This window comes from Uliginosibacterium silvisoli (assembly GCF_036017035.1).
Lineage (GTDB): Bacteria > Pseudomonadota > Gammaproteobacteria > Burkholderiales > Rhodocyclaceae > Viridibacterium > Viridibacterium silvisoli.
Genome location: NZ_JAYXHS010000001.1, coordinates 1,814,953 through 1,828,720 on the forward strand (window position 1 = coordinate 1,814,953; position 13,768 = coordinate 1,828,720).

Sequence of the window (13,768 nt, forward strand, 5' to 3'; positions counted from 1 at the left end):
CGGCGTTGGTTACCTCCCGAAAGTCACTGGGTCCCCGCATTCGCGGGAACGACGGGGTGTCTGGCGGCCACATCGCGCGGGCAGTCAACCATGACCCAGATCGGATCAGCGCTGCGCTTGTCGCACATCACCAAGCGCTTCGGTTCGCTGGTGGCCAATGACGATATCTCGCTCGAACTGGGTCACGGCGAAGTGCTGGCCTTGCTCGGCGAGAACGGCGCCGGCAAGAGCACGCTGGTGAGCATCCTCTTCGGGCATTACGTGGCAGATGCCGGCAGCATCGAAGTGTTCGGCAAAGCGCTGCCCGCTGGAGATCCGAAAGCCGCGCTTGCTGCGGGCGTGGGCATGGTGCATCAGCACTTCGCATTGGCTGACAACCTCAGCGTGCTCGACAACGTATTGCTGGGAACGGAGCCTTTGTGGCAACTCTTCTCGCGACGTCGTGCTGCGCGCGCGAAGCTGGTCGACACGGCACAGCGTTTTGGTCTCGGTGTGAATCCCGATGCCGCAGTCGGCTCGCTGTCGGTCGGTGAGCGGCAGCGCGTGGAGATTCTCAAGGCGCTGTATCGCGGCGCACGCATCCTGATTCTCGATGAGCCGACGGCTGTGCTCACGCCGCAGGAGAGCGAGTCGCTGTTCGCCACGCTGGCGCAACTCGTGGCGCAAGGCCTGTCCATCATCTTCATCAGTCACAAGCTTGACGAAGTGCTGCGCGTATCGCATCGCGTGGCCGTGTTGCGTGCAGGCAAGCTGGTCAGTACGCGCGCCACGCATGAGACCAGCAAGGCAGAACTCGCAGAGTTGATGGTGGGGCGCACAGTGAGTCTGCCGCAACGTGAGCGTGGCCCCGATGCGGCAGCACATGGCGACGTGGTGTTGCGACTCGAACGTGCGAGTGTCGTGCAGGGCGGTCGACATCTGCTCGGCGCCCTCGATCTCGAAGTACATGCAGGAGAGATCGTCGGCATCGCTGGCGTGTCCGGCAACGGTCAGCTGGCGCTTGCGCAGTTGCTGTGCGGCACGCTGGCGGCGAGTGCGGGCAAGGTATCGATCAAGGGCGAATCGATGCGTGCCAACCCGCGCGAATGGGTGGCGCGTGGTGTCGCACGCATTCCGGAAGATCGGCATGCCGTTGGCGTGGTCGGCGATCTGGCGGTGTGGGAGAACGCCGTCTCCGAGCGCCTGCACCTGCCTGCCTTTTCACGTTTCGGCTTCATCCGTCGCAAGGCATCGCGTGCCTTCACGCGTTCGCTGGTCGAGCGTTTCGACGTGCGCCTGTCCGGCATCGACGTCGCGGCGCGCGTGCTGTCCGGCGGCAATATGCAGAAGCTGATTCTCGGCCGCGCCTTGTCTGTTTCGCAAAGCGATCAGACGCAAGCGGCGACGCCAATTTTCATCATCGCCAACCAGCCGACCTGGGGTCTCGACATCGGCGCCGTCGCCTATGTGCATCGCTGCCTGCTGGATGCCGCTGCGCAGGGTGCCGCCGTGTTGCTGATCTCGGAAGACCTCGATGAGTTGTTCGCGATTGCCGACCGCGTTGCCGTGATGTTCAAGGGGCGTCTCGGCAAGGCCTTGCCGACCGAGCAATGGACACTCTCCGACATCGGGCTCGCCATGGCGGGTGGAGCGGGGGAGCAACATGCGGCTTGAAGCACGCGGCGAGGTCTCGCGCAGTGCGCTGGTGCTGGCGCCCGTCATCGCCATCCTGTTCACCTTCGGTATATGCGCTTTGCTCGTGGCCTGGGCGGGCGCGCCGGTGGGGCGCACGTATGCCTTGCTCATCGAAGGCGCATTCGGTTCGCGCTTCGCGATAGCCGAAACACTTACGCGCGCCACGCCACTGATCCTCACCGGTCTCGCGGCTGCGGTGGCGTTTCGCGCGCGGCTCTACAACATCGGCGCAGAGGGCCAGCTGTATGTCGGCGCGCTGGCGGCGGTAGCCGTCGGTGGCCTGCACGGCGGCACGGGCTTTGATCTGCCGCCTGCCGTGCTCTTCCCGCTGATGCTGATCGCGGGTGCGGCCGCGGGCGCTTTGCTGCTGCTCGGCCCTGCGTGGATGAAGGCGAAGCTTGGCGTCGATGAAGTGGTGACGACGCTGCTGCTCAACTTCATCGCGCTGCTGTTCGTGTCGATGATGCTCGACGGCCCGATGAAAGACCCGATGGCGATGGGCTGGCCGCAGTCGGTGGGCATCAATCCCGAACTCGAATTCGGCAAGCTGCTTGAGCGCACGCGTGTGCACAGCGGCCTGCTCATGGCGAGTGCGCTGGCCGTCATCGTGTGGCTGGTCGAGCGCTTCACCACTTTCGGCTTCGCGCTGCGTGCGGTGGGTGCCAATGCGCGCGCAGCGGCCTTCGCCGGCTTGCCGGTGCGGCGCACCGTGTTGCTGTGCGCCTTGATCTCGGGTGCGCTGGCAGGCCTCGCCGGTGTCGGCGAGGTGGCTGGGCGCGCGGGTTACGTCACGCTCGATATGTCGCCGGGCTATGGCTACGCCGGCATCGTGATCGCCATGCTGGCCGGCCTGCATCCGCTCGGCGTGATGCTCTCTGCCGTGTTCGTCGCCGCCGTGCTGGTCGGTGCTGACAGCATGAGTCGCGCCATCGGCGTGCCCAACTACATTGCCGATGTCATCGTCGCGACCGCGCTGCTGGCCATGTTGGTTGCGACGCTACTGACGCGTTACCGCATCCGCTGGGGACGGGCATGATGGACTTCCTCTCCACGCTCGCCGACATGCTGGCTTCAGTGCCGTTCTGGATCGCCACGCTGCGCATCGCCACGCCACTGATCTTCGGCACGCTGGGCGTACTCGTCTGCGAGCGCGCCGGCGTACTCAATCTGGGTATAGAAGGCATCATGGTGGCGGGGGCCTTCACCGGCTGGCTGGCGGTGTACCACGGCGCCGACCTGTGGACCGGTGTGCTCGTCGCTGCGCTCACCGGCGCGCTGTGCGGCTTGCTGCACGCCATCCTCACGGTGTGGCTGACCGTCTCGCAACACGTCGCCGGGCTGGGTCTGACCATGCTGGCGACCAGCCTCGCGTCGTTCGCCTATCGCGTGAGTTTTCCGAAGGTGACGACGCCGCCCACCATTGAGCCGTTCGCACCGCTGGCGGCCTTGCAGGGCATTCCCGTGATCGGCCCGGTGCTCGCTGCGCAGACGGCACTGACCCTGCTCGCGCTGCTGATCGTGCCGCTGATGATCTACCTGATCTACCGCACGCCGGCCGGGCTGGCGCTGCGCATGGTCGGCGAGAACCCGGCTGCGGCCGAAGGGCAGGGGCTGGATGTCATCCGCGTACGCACCTTGTCCATCGTCGCTGGCTCGACGCTGATGGGTGTGGCCGGCTCGTTCCTGACCCTGTCAGCCTTCAACGCCTTCTTCTTCAACATGATCAACGGACGCGGCTGGATCTGCGTGGCACTGGTCGTGTTCGCCTCGTGGCGGCCGGGCAAGGCGCTGCTCGGCGCCATCCTGTTCGCGGCTTTCGATGCGGCGCAGTTGCGCCTGCAGCAGTCGGGCGGTGCCTTGCCCTACCAGCTCTACCTGATGCTGCCGTACCTGCTGTCCATCCTTGCGCTGATCTTCATGGCGCGCCGGGCTGCGTATCCGCAAGCGCTGATGAAGCCTTATCGCAAGGGCGAGCGCTGAGCACCCTGCGAGCCGGGGCGCGGCCTATACATGGCGAAAATTGAAAAACAGCGTCTTCCCGTCGAGCAGGGCAAGGGCGCTTGTCTGTGGATCGATCCTGAATTCCGGAGGCTTCGCATCGACGCTCCAGGGGGAGAAGACCTCGACGAGCGCAATGTCATCCACTTCCCCGGTCAACCGGTTGTGCGATGAGGAATATTGCAGGAAGCCCGACCTGGCGATTTCCTGGATGAGAGAGGCAAGCGTGGCGTCGGGCTCGATGCTGAACTGCATGTCCAGCGGACCAGCCTGATCGTCCTGGGCGCAACAAGCCTGGCGCAGTACGGTGATCTTCATCTTCTTCCTGATATCGATTCTTGCCGCCGTTGCAGGCGATAGCAGATGCTGGCGACAGAGAGTACCTCTGCGCCGCGAGTTGGCGAAGCGGTCGTGACGGTAGAATCGCCACATGTTCTATGGCATCACCGACCTCACGACCTATATTCTCGGCTCGATCTTCATCGTCCTGCTGCCGGGCCCGAACTCCCTCTACGTCATGGCCATCGCCTCGCGCTTCGGCGTGGCGACGGGCTATCGCGGCGCCTGCGGCATCTTCGTCGGCGACACCATCCTCATGATTCTCTCGGCGAGCGGTGTCGCCACCTTGCTGCACACCACGCCCTTGCTGTTCATGCTGATCAAGTACGTGGGCGCCGCCTACCTCGGCTGGATCGGTATCGGCTTGCTGCGCACGGCCATCATGCGCTGGCGTGGCAAAGCGCCCGTCGATGCCGACCCGGGCACCACCGACGTCGGCCAGCCTTTCCACAAGGCCCTCGTGATCAGCCTGATGAACCCGAAGGCCATCCTCTTCTTCATCTCATTCTTCATCCAGTTCGTTGACCCGCACTACGAATACCCGGGGCTGTCCTTCCTGATCCTCGGTGTCATCGTGCAGATCCTCAGCGCGCTCTACCTGTCGATGCTGATCTTCGGCGGCGCGCATCTGGCGCAACAGTTCCGCGCGCATCAGCGCAGCGCGGCGCTCGCGATGGGGCTGGTCGGTCTGGCTTTCATCGGTTTCTGCATCAAGCTGGCGACGGCACGCCTGGTCTGAAGTGCGGGGCGTTCAGGATAGAATGCGCGCCACCTGATAAATCTCCATGGCATTCATTCCATGCCCCGCTCTTCATTCGCCTTTATCGCCGCCCTGTGCCTCATGCTTGCCGCCTGTGCAACGAGCGGACGCAAACTTGCCGATCTGCCCGAGCCGGTGTCGTCGCTGCATGTCGTGGTCAACGAGTCTCCGGAGCCCACGACGACCCGGTCGATTGCTGCCGCCGCCAATGCCCAGATCGGCATCTATATGCATTTCATCGGGAAGGAAGTCGGCAACACCTTCGACATCAGCAACGTGCGGGTGACTACCGGGCCACTGCAGAAGCCTGTGCAGACGGACGCGAGCTATGTGCTCTTGCTCCGTCCGTCATCAGTGCGTGCAAGAGCAGGGGTGGTGATCAATGTGGATGCGGTTCTGGTGCACGTGGCCACCCAGAAGCCTGTCTGGTCGTACCTGCTGGTGGTGGACGGCAATCCGCAGAAGTTCTCGCGCGCTTCGGTGCAAGAGCTGGCTGACGAGATGCTTGCGCAGAACATCATCGCCCCGAAGGGCATCCAGCCTTGATGCATTGCCGTGCGCGGTGTCTGCGACACCGCGCACGGCGTGTCAGTCAAAAGCGCGATCAGCTAGCGACGGTAAAGCGCTGGCGGATGTGACGGCCTTCCTCGATCTCGTCGACGATGGCCACAGCCAGGTCGGCGACGGAGATGCCGGCGGGCTTGTCGCCATCGAACAGTAGGTCGTCCTTGCCGAAGCGGTACTTGCCGCTGCGCTCACCGGGAGCGAGGAACACGGGCGGTGACAGGAAGCTCCATTCCAGCGTCTGCTCGTCACGCAAGTCGTTGAGTGCCTTGCGTGCGCCGAGCGCGCCCTGCTTGTACGCAGCGGGGAATTCCGGCGTGTCGATCAGCTGCAGACCGGGCGCGACGTAGAGGCTGCCCGCGCCACCGACCACCAGCACGCGTTTCACACCGGCGGTCTTGATGCCGTCGAGGATTGCCTGCGTACCTGCCAGGAATTCGTTGTAGATATCCGGATTGCTCCAGCCCGGGTTGTAGGCATCGACCACGGCGTCGGTGCCGGCAACCGCGCTGCTCACCTGCCTGGCGTCGAGCACGTCGGCCTGCACAACGGATAGCTTCGGCTGCGAGGCGTACTTGCCGGGGGTGCGCGCCAGCGCAACCACCTCGTGACCGCGATCCAGCAATTCCTTGAGCACGGCCGAGCCAACGAAACCTGTGCCACCGATCAGAGCGATTTTCATGATGCGTCTTCCTGAAAGAGCTTCGGAATGAAGCGATGGAGGAATATTAGGCGCTTCACAAATGCTCCGGAAGTCGCTATTTTTTGCTTATATATTTAAGCGGGGCTTCACAATGGCAGATCTGAGGCGGATGGCGATCTTCGCTGCAGTGGTCGAGCACGGTTCGCTCAGCGCGGCCGGGCGACAGTTGGGCATGAGTACCTCGGCGGTCAGCCAGCAGCTGCGCACGCTGGAGCAATCTTTCGGTGTGACCCTGTTGCACCGCTCGACGCGCAAGATCAGCCTGAGCGATGCAGGCCAGCGCTTCGCCGTGCACTGCAAGGCCATGGTGGTCGCGGCGGATGCCGCCGAGGCGCAGTTGCGCCTCGCGCATGACGCGCCGACCGGACAGTTGCGCATCTCCGCCCCTGTCGGCTTCGCGCGCCTTGTCGCGCCCGCTCTTGCGCCCATGCTGGCCGCCAACGCGGGGCTCACGCTGCATCTCATGGTGGCCGACGAGATGATCGATCTCATCGAGGCGCGCATCGACCTGGCCTTGCGCGCAGGGCGTCTGGCGGACTCGTCCTGGTCGGCGCGGCGCCTGTGTGCTCTGGATACGGTGTTGTGCGCGGCACCGGCCTTGCTCGCGCGGCGTGCGCCCGTGCAGGCGCCCGCCGATCTGCTGCGTCATGACTGGCTTGGTTTGCCGCGCGATGGCGCAGGCCTGGAGCTTGAACTCAGTGCGCCGGGCAAGCCTGTGGAGCAATTGCGCATCGAACCGCGTATTACCAGCAACAACCAGCTCAGCCTGCAGCAGATGTGCGGCGCAGGCCTGGGTATTGCGCAGCTGGTGCGCGCTGATGTCGATGATGATCTGCGCAGCGGCCGGCTCGTTGCCGTTCTACCTGAATGGCATTCACGTACCTTCCCGATCTGGGCCGTTACGCCACAGCGCGACGCCCAGCCAGCGAAAGTCCGGCACGCCATCGAAGCCCTGCAGAGCTATCTGCGCAGCGTGCCCGGCGCATCTGTCTGAGACGGATATGGGGTTCAGTATCGACATCTGCGCTCGGCGGGTGGTCGTTGGGTGGATTTTCGCCTGTTGGTCTGCAGTCCTTCGCTCCGGATACCCCCGCTTGCGGGGGGAAGAGCGTCAGGGGGGCCTGTTACGTTGCATGGACACGCCGTGTTGTCCGGGCACATGAGCGCGCCCCGGCCGATGGCCTTCGCTTCCAACGTGCAAGGAGAAGAGTATGAAGAACCGTCATGCAGCAGACAGAGAAAATCCGTTTCGCATTTTGCCCATCGGCTGTGTAGGTGCGTTTGCCCTGGCGGTCATGGGGGCTTGGCCACAACCTGCCGGCGCTGCTGCCATATCCAGCGAGTTGATGTTCATTAATGCCAAGACCGGCAAATGCCTGACGATCGCCGGAGGTGTAAGCACTGACAACAACGTCGACGCCGTGCAGTTCGATTGCGACAGTGATCCCTCACGTCGCTGGACTATCAAAGAGATGGTCGATGGCAGCACTTACCAGATCAGGAACGTGCAGACAGGGAAGTGCCTGACAATCGCAGGCGGTTTGAGCACCGAGAACAATGTAACGGCGCTTCAATTCGACTGTGACAATCATCCCTCGCGTACCTGGAGGGTCAGCGATGTGACCGGCAGCGGGGTTTATCAGATCCGGAATGTGCAGACCAACAAGTGCCTGACGATTGCCGGCGGGGTGAGTGCCGCCAACAACGTGAAGGCGCTTCAGTTCAACTGTGACAGCGATCCCTCCCGTCGCTGGACGATCAGGCTGAAGCTGTAGGAAAAGTCGGCACGCAGGGGGTACCGCACTCTCGTTGAACGGGGCCGATACCTGCGTGCCAGTGTGCGCCCCAAGTGGGCCGCCCGCCTTGGCATCACTGGCTCATCTCGCGGCTTGCACTCGTCGGCGTGGCGGGTTTGCCGAGGATGTGCGTGGCGGCAACGCAACGCTCGTCCCCCAGTGTGATCAGGGCAAACAGTTTCTCTTCGATGCCTTTCGCATGGCTGACACGCCATTCGAGTTCGGGGATGGCCTTGTAGTCGAAGACGGCGAAATCGCCTTCCTTGCCGATCTGGAAGTTGCCGATGAACTTGTCGAGCGACAGGGCGTGGGCGCCGCCGAGCGTCGCAAGGTAGAGGGCGCGCCAGGGCGAGAGCGGTTGGTGCTGTACCTGGCTGACGGTGTAGGCGGCAGCCATGGTGCGCAGCATGGAGAGGCTGGTGCCGCCGCCGACATCGGTGGCCAGGCCAACCGGCATGCTTGCTGCGTGGGCCGCGTCGTGATGGAAGAAGCCGCTGCCGAGGAACAGGTTGGAGGTGGGGCAGAAGGCGATGGCCGTCTGCGTTTCGGCGAGTCGTGCGCGCTCGGCTGCATCGAGGTGTATGCCGTGGCCATAGATGGCGCCGCGGCCGAGCAGTTTGTAATGATCGTAGACGTCGAGATAGTTGCGGTGGCCGGGGAAGAGTTCGCTGACCCACTCGATCTCGCGACGGTTCTCCGAGAGATGCGACTGCAGGTGCATGTCGGGGAAGCCGGTGAACAATTCGCCGGCGACGGTGAGCTGTTCGGGCGTCGAGGTCGGTGCGAAGCGGGGCGTCACGGTGTAGCGCAGGCGGTCCTTGCCGTGCCAGCGCTCGATGAGTTTCTGGCTGTCGGCGAGCGCGCTCTGCGGCGTGTCGCGCAGGTTCTCGGGGCAGTGCCTGTCCATCATCACCTTGCCGCACAGCATGCGCAGGTTGCGCGCCTGTGCGGCTTCGAAGAAGGCATCCACCGAATGCGGGTGGACGGTGGCGAAGACGGATGCCGTCGTCGTGCCGTGGGCGAGCAGGCGGTCGAGGAAGAAGGCCGATGTCCTCTCGGCAATCTTGCGATCGGCGAAGCTGGCTTCGGCCGGGAAGGTGTAGTGCTCGAGCCAGTCGAGCAACTGACGGCCGAAAGAGCCCATCACCTGCATCTGCGGGTAATGCACATGCGTGTCGACGAGGCCCGGCAGGATGAGCTTGCCGCTGTAGTCGTAAGTGCGTGCGGTGGTGCGCGTGAGTGCAGGCAGCGAGGCGAGGACTTGTTGCCAGTGGTTGCAGGCAACGACCTTGCCGTCCTCGATGAGTAGCGCGCCGTCTTCGAAGTACTGCCAGCTATCGGCGCTATCCGCCTCGCCGGGGTCGGCAAGGAAGTGCAGGATGCTGCCGCGGACGAGGATGGCGTGATTGTGTGGATTCATCGAGCGCTCCTTGAGGAATGTATCAGGGGGCCTCTGCGGCACGGGCCAGTGCCGCGAGTTGTTGCGCCAGCGCATTGTGACGCTGGACGACAGCAGGCAGATCGACAGTGGTGAGTTTGCCTGCGCTCACGACGACGCGGCCGTTGATGACGGAGTACGCCACCTGCGGCGACGCGCAGAAAATGAGGGCGGCGACGGCGTCATGCACGGCACCGCCGGCCATGCCGACGCTGTCTGTCGCGAAGGCTACGCAGTCGGCGCTCATGCCCGGCGCAATGGCGCCGATGTCGTCGCGGCCCAGCACGCGGGCGCCACCCAGTGTGGCAATTTCCAGCGCCTGGCGTGCGTTCATCGCCGACTGGCCGAAGCCGACGCGCGCCAGCAGCATCGCCTGGCGTGCTTCGCCGAGCATGTGCGCGCCATCGTTCGATGCCGAGCCGTCGACGCCGAGGCCGACGGGGACTCCGGCCTCGCGCATCTTCGGAATCGGCGCGATGCCCGAAGCGAGGCGCATGTTCGAGCACGGGCAGTGGGCGACGCCGGTGCCGCTGCGTGCGAACAGGTTGATGCCCGCGTCGTCGAGTTGCACGCAGTGGGCGTGCCACACGTCGTTGCCTGTCCAGCCGAGGGATTCGGCGTACTCCGCGGGCGTCATGCCGAACTTCTCCAGGCTGTAGGAGACGTCCTTGACGTTCTCGGCGAGGTGGGTGTGCAGGCGTACGCCGTACTCGCGTGCCAGCACGGCGGACTCACGCATCAACTCACGGCTGACCGAGAAAGGCGAGCAGGGCGCGACGGCGATGTGCAGCATGCTGTGGCGGCTGGCGTCGTGGTACGTCTCGATGAGGCGGCGCGTGTCGCGCAGGATGTCGTCTTCCTTCTCCACCACGCTGTCAGGCGGCAGACCACCCTGCGACTGGCCGACGCTCATGCTGCCGCGAGTCGCCGTGAAGCGCATGCCGATCTCGCGTGCAGCTTCGATGGCGTCGTCGAGCCGGCAGCCATTCGGATAGATGTAGAGGTGATCGGACGAGGTCGTGCAGCCCGAGAGGATCAGCTCGGCCATAGCGGTCTGCGTCGATACGCGGATCATCTCCGGCGTGAGGTGGGCCCAGATCGGATACAGCGCCTGCAGCCAGTCGAACAATTCGGCGTCCTGCGCGGCGGGGATGGCGCGCGTGAGGCTTTGATACATGTGATGGTGCGTGTTGATGAGGCCGGGCATCAGCACGTGACCTGCGAGGTCGATGACTTCGTCAGCGCCGCTCGGCAACTCGTGCACGGCGCCGACGGCTTCGATCACGTTGTCGCGGATGAACACGCCGCCGCCGGCGATTTCGCGGCGCGTGGCATCCATGGTGACAAGCATGTCGGCATTCTTGAGGAGCAGCGTGCTCATGGCGTTCAACTCCTTGGTGCTAGAACAATGATGGTCATACCCAGTAGCGATACGGCCGAGCCGACCAGATCCCAGCTTGTCGGGCGTACGCCGTCGACGAGCCACAGCCAGGCGATGGCGGCGGCGATATAGACGCCACCGTAAGCTGCGTAAGTGCGGCCAGCCGCTGTCGGGTGTAGTGTCAGCAGCCATGCGAATAACGCCAGGCTGAGCGCAGCCGGTATCAACAGCCAGATGCTCTTGTCCTGCTTGAGCCACAGCCAGGGCAGATAGCAGCCGACGATTTCAGCGACGGCGGTGAGCAGGAACAGAAGGAGTGTCTTCATCGGTTCAGGAGGCATTCAAGAGGTCGGCTGTGTGCTCATGTGTTCGCGCGTGCGCGCGGCAAAATCCTGCAGCTCCGGAAAGAACGCGTGGAAGCCGGTCGCGAATCGTGCGTAGTGGGTTTCGAGATCGTCGGCCGCTTCCGCAAGTCGCTCGCCATTCTTCGACAGGCGCCGCGAGATTCTCCGTACGGCGAGCCGCGCGCCTTCGAAGTCGATATAGCTGCCCAGCCAGTCCTGGCTCGTCATGTACTGCGCGACGGTGGCTGCACTATCCGGCAGGCTGCTGCGCCGGGCGAGCAGCACGCGATAGAAATCGCGGGTGAAGGTATCCAGTGCCTGGTCGCTATAGCGCGCCCAGTTTGCGGCCAGGACGTGGTCGTAGAACACGTCGAGTGCAATGCCGGCGAAGCGTCGCGTGTGTTCACGGAATTGCGTCTTTGCTTCGCGCACGAGGGGATGGCTGTCGGTGAAAGCATCCACTTTCCGGTGGATCAGGATTTCACGCTGCGTCTCGACGCTGAAGTCGCGTTCCTGTCCCGGTCTGCAGAAATCGCCCAGCAAGGCGCCGAGCATGGCGTCGTCGCTGTGCCGGGCGAGAAGGATGTGCGCCAGAAAATTCATTGAGCTCCACGCAGGTTCCACGCGCAGAGGAGCGCGCAAGGGCGCAGTGTGCGCTGCGCCCGGCGGCATGTCTAACCACCTGCAATGAACGGCTTGCCCAGCGAGGCCGGCAGGTTGAGCTGCAGCAGCTTGCGGTCGCGCGAGATCAGTACCAGCACGACGATGGTGGCGATATAGGGCAGGGCGGAGAGCAGTTGCGAGGGGATTGCCACGCCGAATCCCTGCGCATGCAGTTGCAGGATGGTGACGCCGCCGAACAGGTAGGCGCCCAGCATCAGGCGCGCCGGTTTCCAGGTGGCGAAGACGACCAGCGCGACGGCGATCCAGCCGCGGCCTGCCGTCATGTTCTGCACCCATAGCGGCGTGTAGACGACGGAGAGGTATGCACCGGCGATGCCCGCCATGGCGCCGCCGAACACCACCGCGCCGTAGCGGATGGCGGTCACCGGGTAGCCGATGGCGTGTGCCGCTTCGGGCGACTCGCCGACGGCGCGCAGGATCAGGCCGAGACGGGTCTTGGCGAGTGTCCAGGCGACGAGGCCGAAGGTCACGAAGGACAGATAGACGACGATGTCCTGATTGAAGAACACAGGCCCCAGCACCGGGATCTTCGACAGCAAGGGGATGGCAATCGGCTTCACGCCGCTCAGGCTGTAGCTGACGAAGCTCTGGCCGATGAAGGCAGACAGGCCAAGGCCGAAGATGGTCAGCGCCAGGCCCGAGGCGGCCTGGTTGGCCCCCAGCGACAGGGTGAGGATGCCGAAGGGCAGCGCCGCTGCGGCCCCGGCAATGGCCCCGGCAATGAGGCCGACGGCGAGGTTGCCCTCGGTGCCGACGGCCGCGGCAAAGGCTGCGATGGCGCCGATCAGCATCATGCCTTCGACCCCGAGATTGATGACGCCCGTTTTCTCGGCCACGAGCTCGCCGAGTCCTGCGAAGACCAGTGGCGTGGCGGCGCCGAGCGTGCCGATGAGGATGGGGACCAGATGGACGAAGAATGAGTCGGTCATGTCGCGGCCTCCGGTGCTGCCTTGGGGGCAGCTGCTGTGTGGGATTCCAGGTGCGCGCGCGGCTTGCGGCGCTTCAGGCGATAGTTGACGAAGGCATCCGCGCCCAGCAGGAAGAACAGCAACATGCCCTGGAACAGGCCCGTAATGGCCGACGGCAGTTGCAGGGACACCTGGCCTGCATCGCCGCCGATGTAGATCATCGCCATCAGGAAGCCCGACAGAACGATGCCCAGCGGGTGCAGGCGCCCGACCCAGGCGACGATGATGGCGGCGTAGCCGTAGCCGGGGGACATGGACAGCGTGAGCTGGCCGACCGGGCCCGCGACCTCACCCGCGCCGGCAATCCCCGCGGTGAGCCCGGAGATGACAAGGCTCAGCCACACCGTCTTGCGCGACGAGAAACCGGCGTAGCGCGCTGCAGCCGGCGCCTGCCCGCCCACTGCGATCTGGAAGGCCGTGTAGCTGCGCGAGACGAATACCCAGAAGATCAGCACGGCGGCGATGGTGATGAACACCGAGGTGTTGATGCGCAGGCCATCGAACAGCAGGGTGAACAGCGCGCTGTCGCCGAACATGATGGATTGCGGGAAATTGCTGCCGTCCGGATCGCGCCAGGGCACGCTGACCAGCCACGACAGGAACAGCGTTGCGATGTAGGTGAGCATCAGCGTGGTGAGCGTCTCTTCAGCGTTGAAATGCGTCTTGAGCCATGCGGGAATCGCCCCCCAGATCGCGCCGCCGATGGCGCCGGCAATCACCATCGCCGGCAATACCCAGCCGGCTTCCGAACCATGGCTGTAGATCGCTACGCCACTGGCGCAGATTGCGCCCATCAGCAACTGGCCTTCGGCACCGATGTTGTAGATGCGTGCGCGGAAGCCCAGCGCCAGTCCCTCGGCAATCAGGATCAGCGGTGAGGCCTTGAGGACAAGTTCGCTCCAGCCGTTGCTGGTCTCGAGCGGCTCGATGAAGAACACGTAGAAGGCCTTGAGCGGGCTGACGTGCAGGCTGGCAAACAGCACGGCGCCGACCAGCAGCATCAGCACGATGGCGATCAGGGGAGCAGCCCACTGCATGACGCGAGAGGGATTGGCGCGGGGTTCGAGTAGGGCCATGGTCTGGTCGTGTTAGGAGTTGGAGTGCGGACCCGTTCGTGCA

At 64.3% G+C, this 13,768-nt stretch carries 15 protein-coding genes; 7 read left to right on the plus strand and 8 right to left on the minus strand.

The window, feature by feature from the left end:
* The first annotated feature begins 90 nt into the window (after window positions 1-90).
* The 3 genes from VVD49_RS08245 to VVD49_RS08255 are packed head-to-tail and all read left to right on the plus strand — an operon-like array spanning window position 91 to window position 3,654.
* Entirely contained in the window at window positions 91-1,653 is a 1,563-nt protein-coding gene (locus tag VVD49_RS08245; protein WP_327598658.1) for an ABC transporter ATP-binding protein, read from the plus strand.
* A complete protein-coding gene (locus VVD49_RS08250) occupies window positions 1,643-2,710 on the plus strand; it encodes an ABC transporter permease (protein WP_327598659.1) in 1,068 nt (355 codons plus the stop codon). The genes VVD49_RS08245 and VVD49_RS08250 overlap by 11 nt, the downstream gene beginning before the upstream one ends.
* On the plus strand, window positions 2,707-3,654 hold the full coding sequence (locus VVD49_RS08255; protein ID WP_327598660.1) for an ABC transporter permease: 948 nt from the start codon (window positions 2,707-2,709) through the stop codon (window positions 3,652-3,654). The genes VVD49_RS08250 and VVD49_RS08255 overlap by 4 nt, the downstream gene beginning before the upstream one ends.
* Window positions 3,655-3,678: 24 nt before the next feature.
* Here VVD49_RS08255 and VVD49_RS08260 read toward each other — a convergent pair whose 3' ends face one another.
* Window positions 3,679-3,990: a hypothetical protein gene (locus VVD49_RS08260; protein ID WP_327598661.1), complete on the minus strand. Its 312-nt coding sequence runs from the start codon at window positions 3,988-3,990 to the stop codon at window positions 3,679-3,681.
* Window positions 3,991-4,102: 112 nt separating this feature from the next.
* Between VVD49_RS08260 and leuE the strand changes: the two genes are divergently transcribed.
* The gene (gene leuE / locus VVD49_RS08265; RefSeq protein WP_327598662.1) at window positions 4,103-4,750 is read left to right on the plus strand and encodes a leucine efflux protein LeuE; all 648 of its coding nucleotides are present in this window, start codon (window positions 4,103-4,105) and stop codon (window positions 4,748-4,750) included.
* 60 nt (window positions 4,751-4,810) lie between these two features.
* Window positions 4,811-5,317, plus strand: a complete 507-nt coding sequence (locus VVD49_RS08270; protein ID WP_327598663.1) for a fimbrillin family protein — start codon at window positions 4,811-4,813, stop codon at window positions 5,315-5,317.
* Window positions 5,318-5,375: 58 nt separating this feature from the next.
* Here VVD49_RS08270 and VVD49_RS08275 read toward each other — a convergent pair whose 3' ends face one another.
* Entirely contained in the window at window positions 5,376-6,017 is a 642-nt protein-coding gene (locus VVD49_RS08275) for an NAD(P)-dependent oxidoreductase (protein ID WP_327598664.1), read from the minus strand.
* Between the two features lie 112 nt (window positions 6,018-6,129).
* Between VVD49_RS08275 and VVD49_RS08280 the strand changes: the two genes are divergently transcribed.
* Window positions 6,130-7,032 (plus strand): LysR family transcriptional regulator, encoded by a 903-nt coding sequence (locus tag VVD49_RS08280; RefSeq protein ID WP_327598665.1) that lies wholly within the window; start codon window positions 6,130-6,132, stop codon window positions 7,030-7,032.
* Between the two features lie 217 nt (window positions 7,033-7,249).
* On the plus strand, window positions 7,250-7,813 hold the full coding sequence (locus VVD49_RS08285; protein WP_327598666.1) for an RICIN domain-containing protein: 564 nt from the start codon (window positions 7,250-7,252) through the stop codon (window positions 7,811-7,813).
* Between the two features lie 94 nt (window positions 7,814-7,907).
* On the opposite strand, the gene guaD is transcribed toward VVD49_RS08285, so the two are convergent.
* The 6 genes from guaD to VVD49_RS08315 all read right to left on the minus strand — a co-directional run bounded on the left by guaD (window position 7,908) and on the right by VVD49_RS08315 (window position 13,725).
* Complete coding sequence (gene guaD, locus VVD49_RS08290) at window positions 7,908-9,254, minus strand: guanine deaminase (protein ID WP_327598667.1); 1,347 nt, start codon at window positions 9,252-9,254, stop codon at window positions 7,908-7,910.
* 22 nt (window positions 9,255-9,276) lie between these two features.
* Entirely contained in the window at window positions 9,277-10,653 is a 1,377-nt protein-coding gene (locus VVD49_RS08295; RefSeq protein WP_327598668.1) for an 8-oxoguanine deaminase, read from the minus strand.
* A 5-nt stretch (window positions 10,654-10,658) separates the two neighbouring features.
* Complete coding sequence (locus VVD49_RS08300) at window positions 10,659-10,979, minus strand: YnfA family protein (RefSeq protein ID WP_327598669.1); 321 nt, start codon at window positions 10,977-10,979, stop codon at window positions 10,659-10,661.
* Window positions 10,980-10,994: 15 nt separating this feature from the next.
* Complete coding sequence (locus VVD49_RS08305; protein WP_327598670.1) at window positions 10,995-11,600, minus strand: acyl carrier protein phosphodiesterase; 606 nt, start codon at window positions 11,598-11,600, stop codon at window positions 10,995-10,997.
* 71 nt (window positions 11,601-11,671) lie between these two features.
* On the minus strand, window positions 11,672-12,610 hold the full coding sequence (locus tag VVD49_RS08310; protein WP_327598671.1) for an ABC transporter permease: 939 nt from the start codon (window positions 12,608-12,610) through the stop codon (window positions 11,672-11,674).
* A complete protein-coding gene (locus VVD49_RS08315; RefSeq protein ID WP_327598672.1) occupies window positions 12,607-13,725 on the minus strand; it encodes an ABC transporter permease in 1,119 nt (372 codons plus the stop codon). The genes VVD49_RS08310 and VVD49_RS08315 overlap by 4 nt, the downstream gene beginning before the upstream one ends.
* Window positions 13,726-13,768 lie beyond the last annotated feature (43 nt).

Excerpts from the sequence above, each read along its gene's own strand:
- VVD49_RS08255 (WP_327598660.1), top strand. The coding sequence starts at position 2,707 with ATGATGGACTTCCTCTCCACGCTCGCCGACATGCTGGCTTCAGTGCCG.
- VVD49_RS08295 (WP_327598668.1), bottom strand. The coding sequence starts at position 10,653 with ATGAGCACGCTGCTCCTCAAGAATGCCGACATGCTTGTCACCATGGAT.
- VVD49_RS08285 (WP_327598666.1), top strand. The coding sequence starts at position 7,250 with ATGAAGAACCGTCATGCAGCAGACAGAGAAAATCCGTTTCGCATTTTG.
- VVD49_RS08250 (WP_327598659.1), top strand. The coding sequence starts at position 1,643 with ATGCGGCTTGAAGCACGCGGCGAGGTCTCGCGCAGTGCGCTGGTGCTG.
- VVD49_RS08275 (WP_327598664.1), bottom strand. The coding sequence starts at position 6,017 with ATGAAAATCGCTCTGATCGGTGGCACAGGTTTCGTTGGCTCGGCCGTG.
- VVD49_RS08305 (WP_327598670.1), bottom strand. The coding sequence starts at position 11,600 with ATGAATTTTCTGGCGCACATCCTTCTCGCCCGGCACAGCGACGACGCC.
- VVD49_RS08300 (WP_327598669.1), bottom strand. The coding sequence starts at position 10,979 with ATGAAGACACTCCTTCTGTTCCTGCTCACCGCCGTCGCTGAAATCGTC.
- leuE (WP_327598662.1), top strand. The coding sequence starts at position 4,103 with ATGTTCTATGGCATCACCGACCTCACGACCTATATTCTCGGCTCGATC.
- VVD49_RS08315 (WP_327598672.1), bottom strand. The coding sequence starts at position 13,725 with ATGGCCCTACTCGAACCCCGCGCCAATCCCTCTCGCGTCATGCAGTGG.
- VVD49_RS08270 (WP_327598663.1), top strand. The coding sequence starts at position 4,811 with ATGCCCCGCTCTTCATTCGCCTTTATCGCCGCCCTGTGCCTCATGCTT.
- VVD49_RS08245 (WP_327598658.1), top strand. The coding sequence starts at position 91 with ATGACCCAGATCGGATCAGCGCTGCGCTTGTCGCACATCACCAAGCGC.
- VVD49_RS08310 (WP_327598671.1), bottom strand. The coding sequence starts at position 12,610 with ATGACCGACTCATTCTTCGTCCATCTGGTCCCCATCCTCATCGGCACG.
- VVD49_RS08260 (WP_327598661.1), bottom strand. The coding sequence starts at position 3,990 with ATGAAGATCACCGTACTGCGCCAGGCTTGTTGCGCCCAGGACGATCAG.
- VVD49_RS08280 (WP_327598665.1), top strand. The coding sequence starts at position 6,130 with ATGGCAGATCTGAGGCGGATGGCGATCTTCGCTGCAGTGGTCGAGCAC.
- guaD (WP_327598667.1), bottom strand. The coding sequence starts at position 9,254 with ATGAATCCACACAATCACGCCATCCTCGTCCGCGGCAGCATCCTGCAC.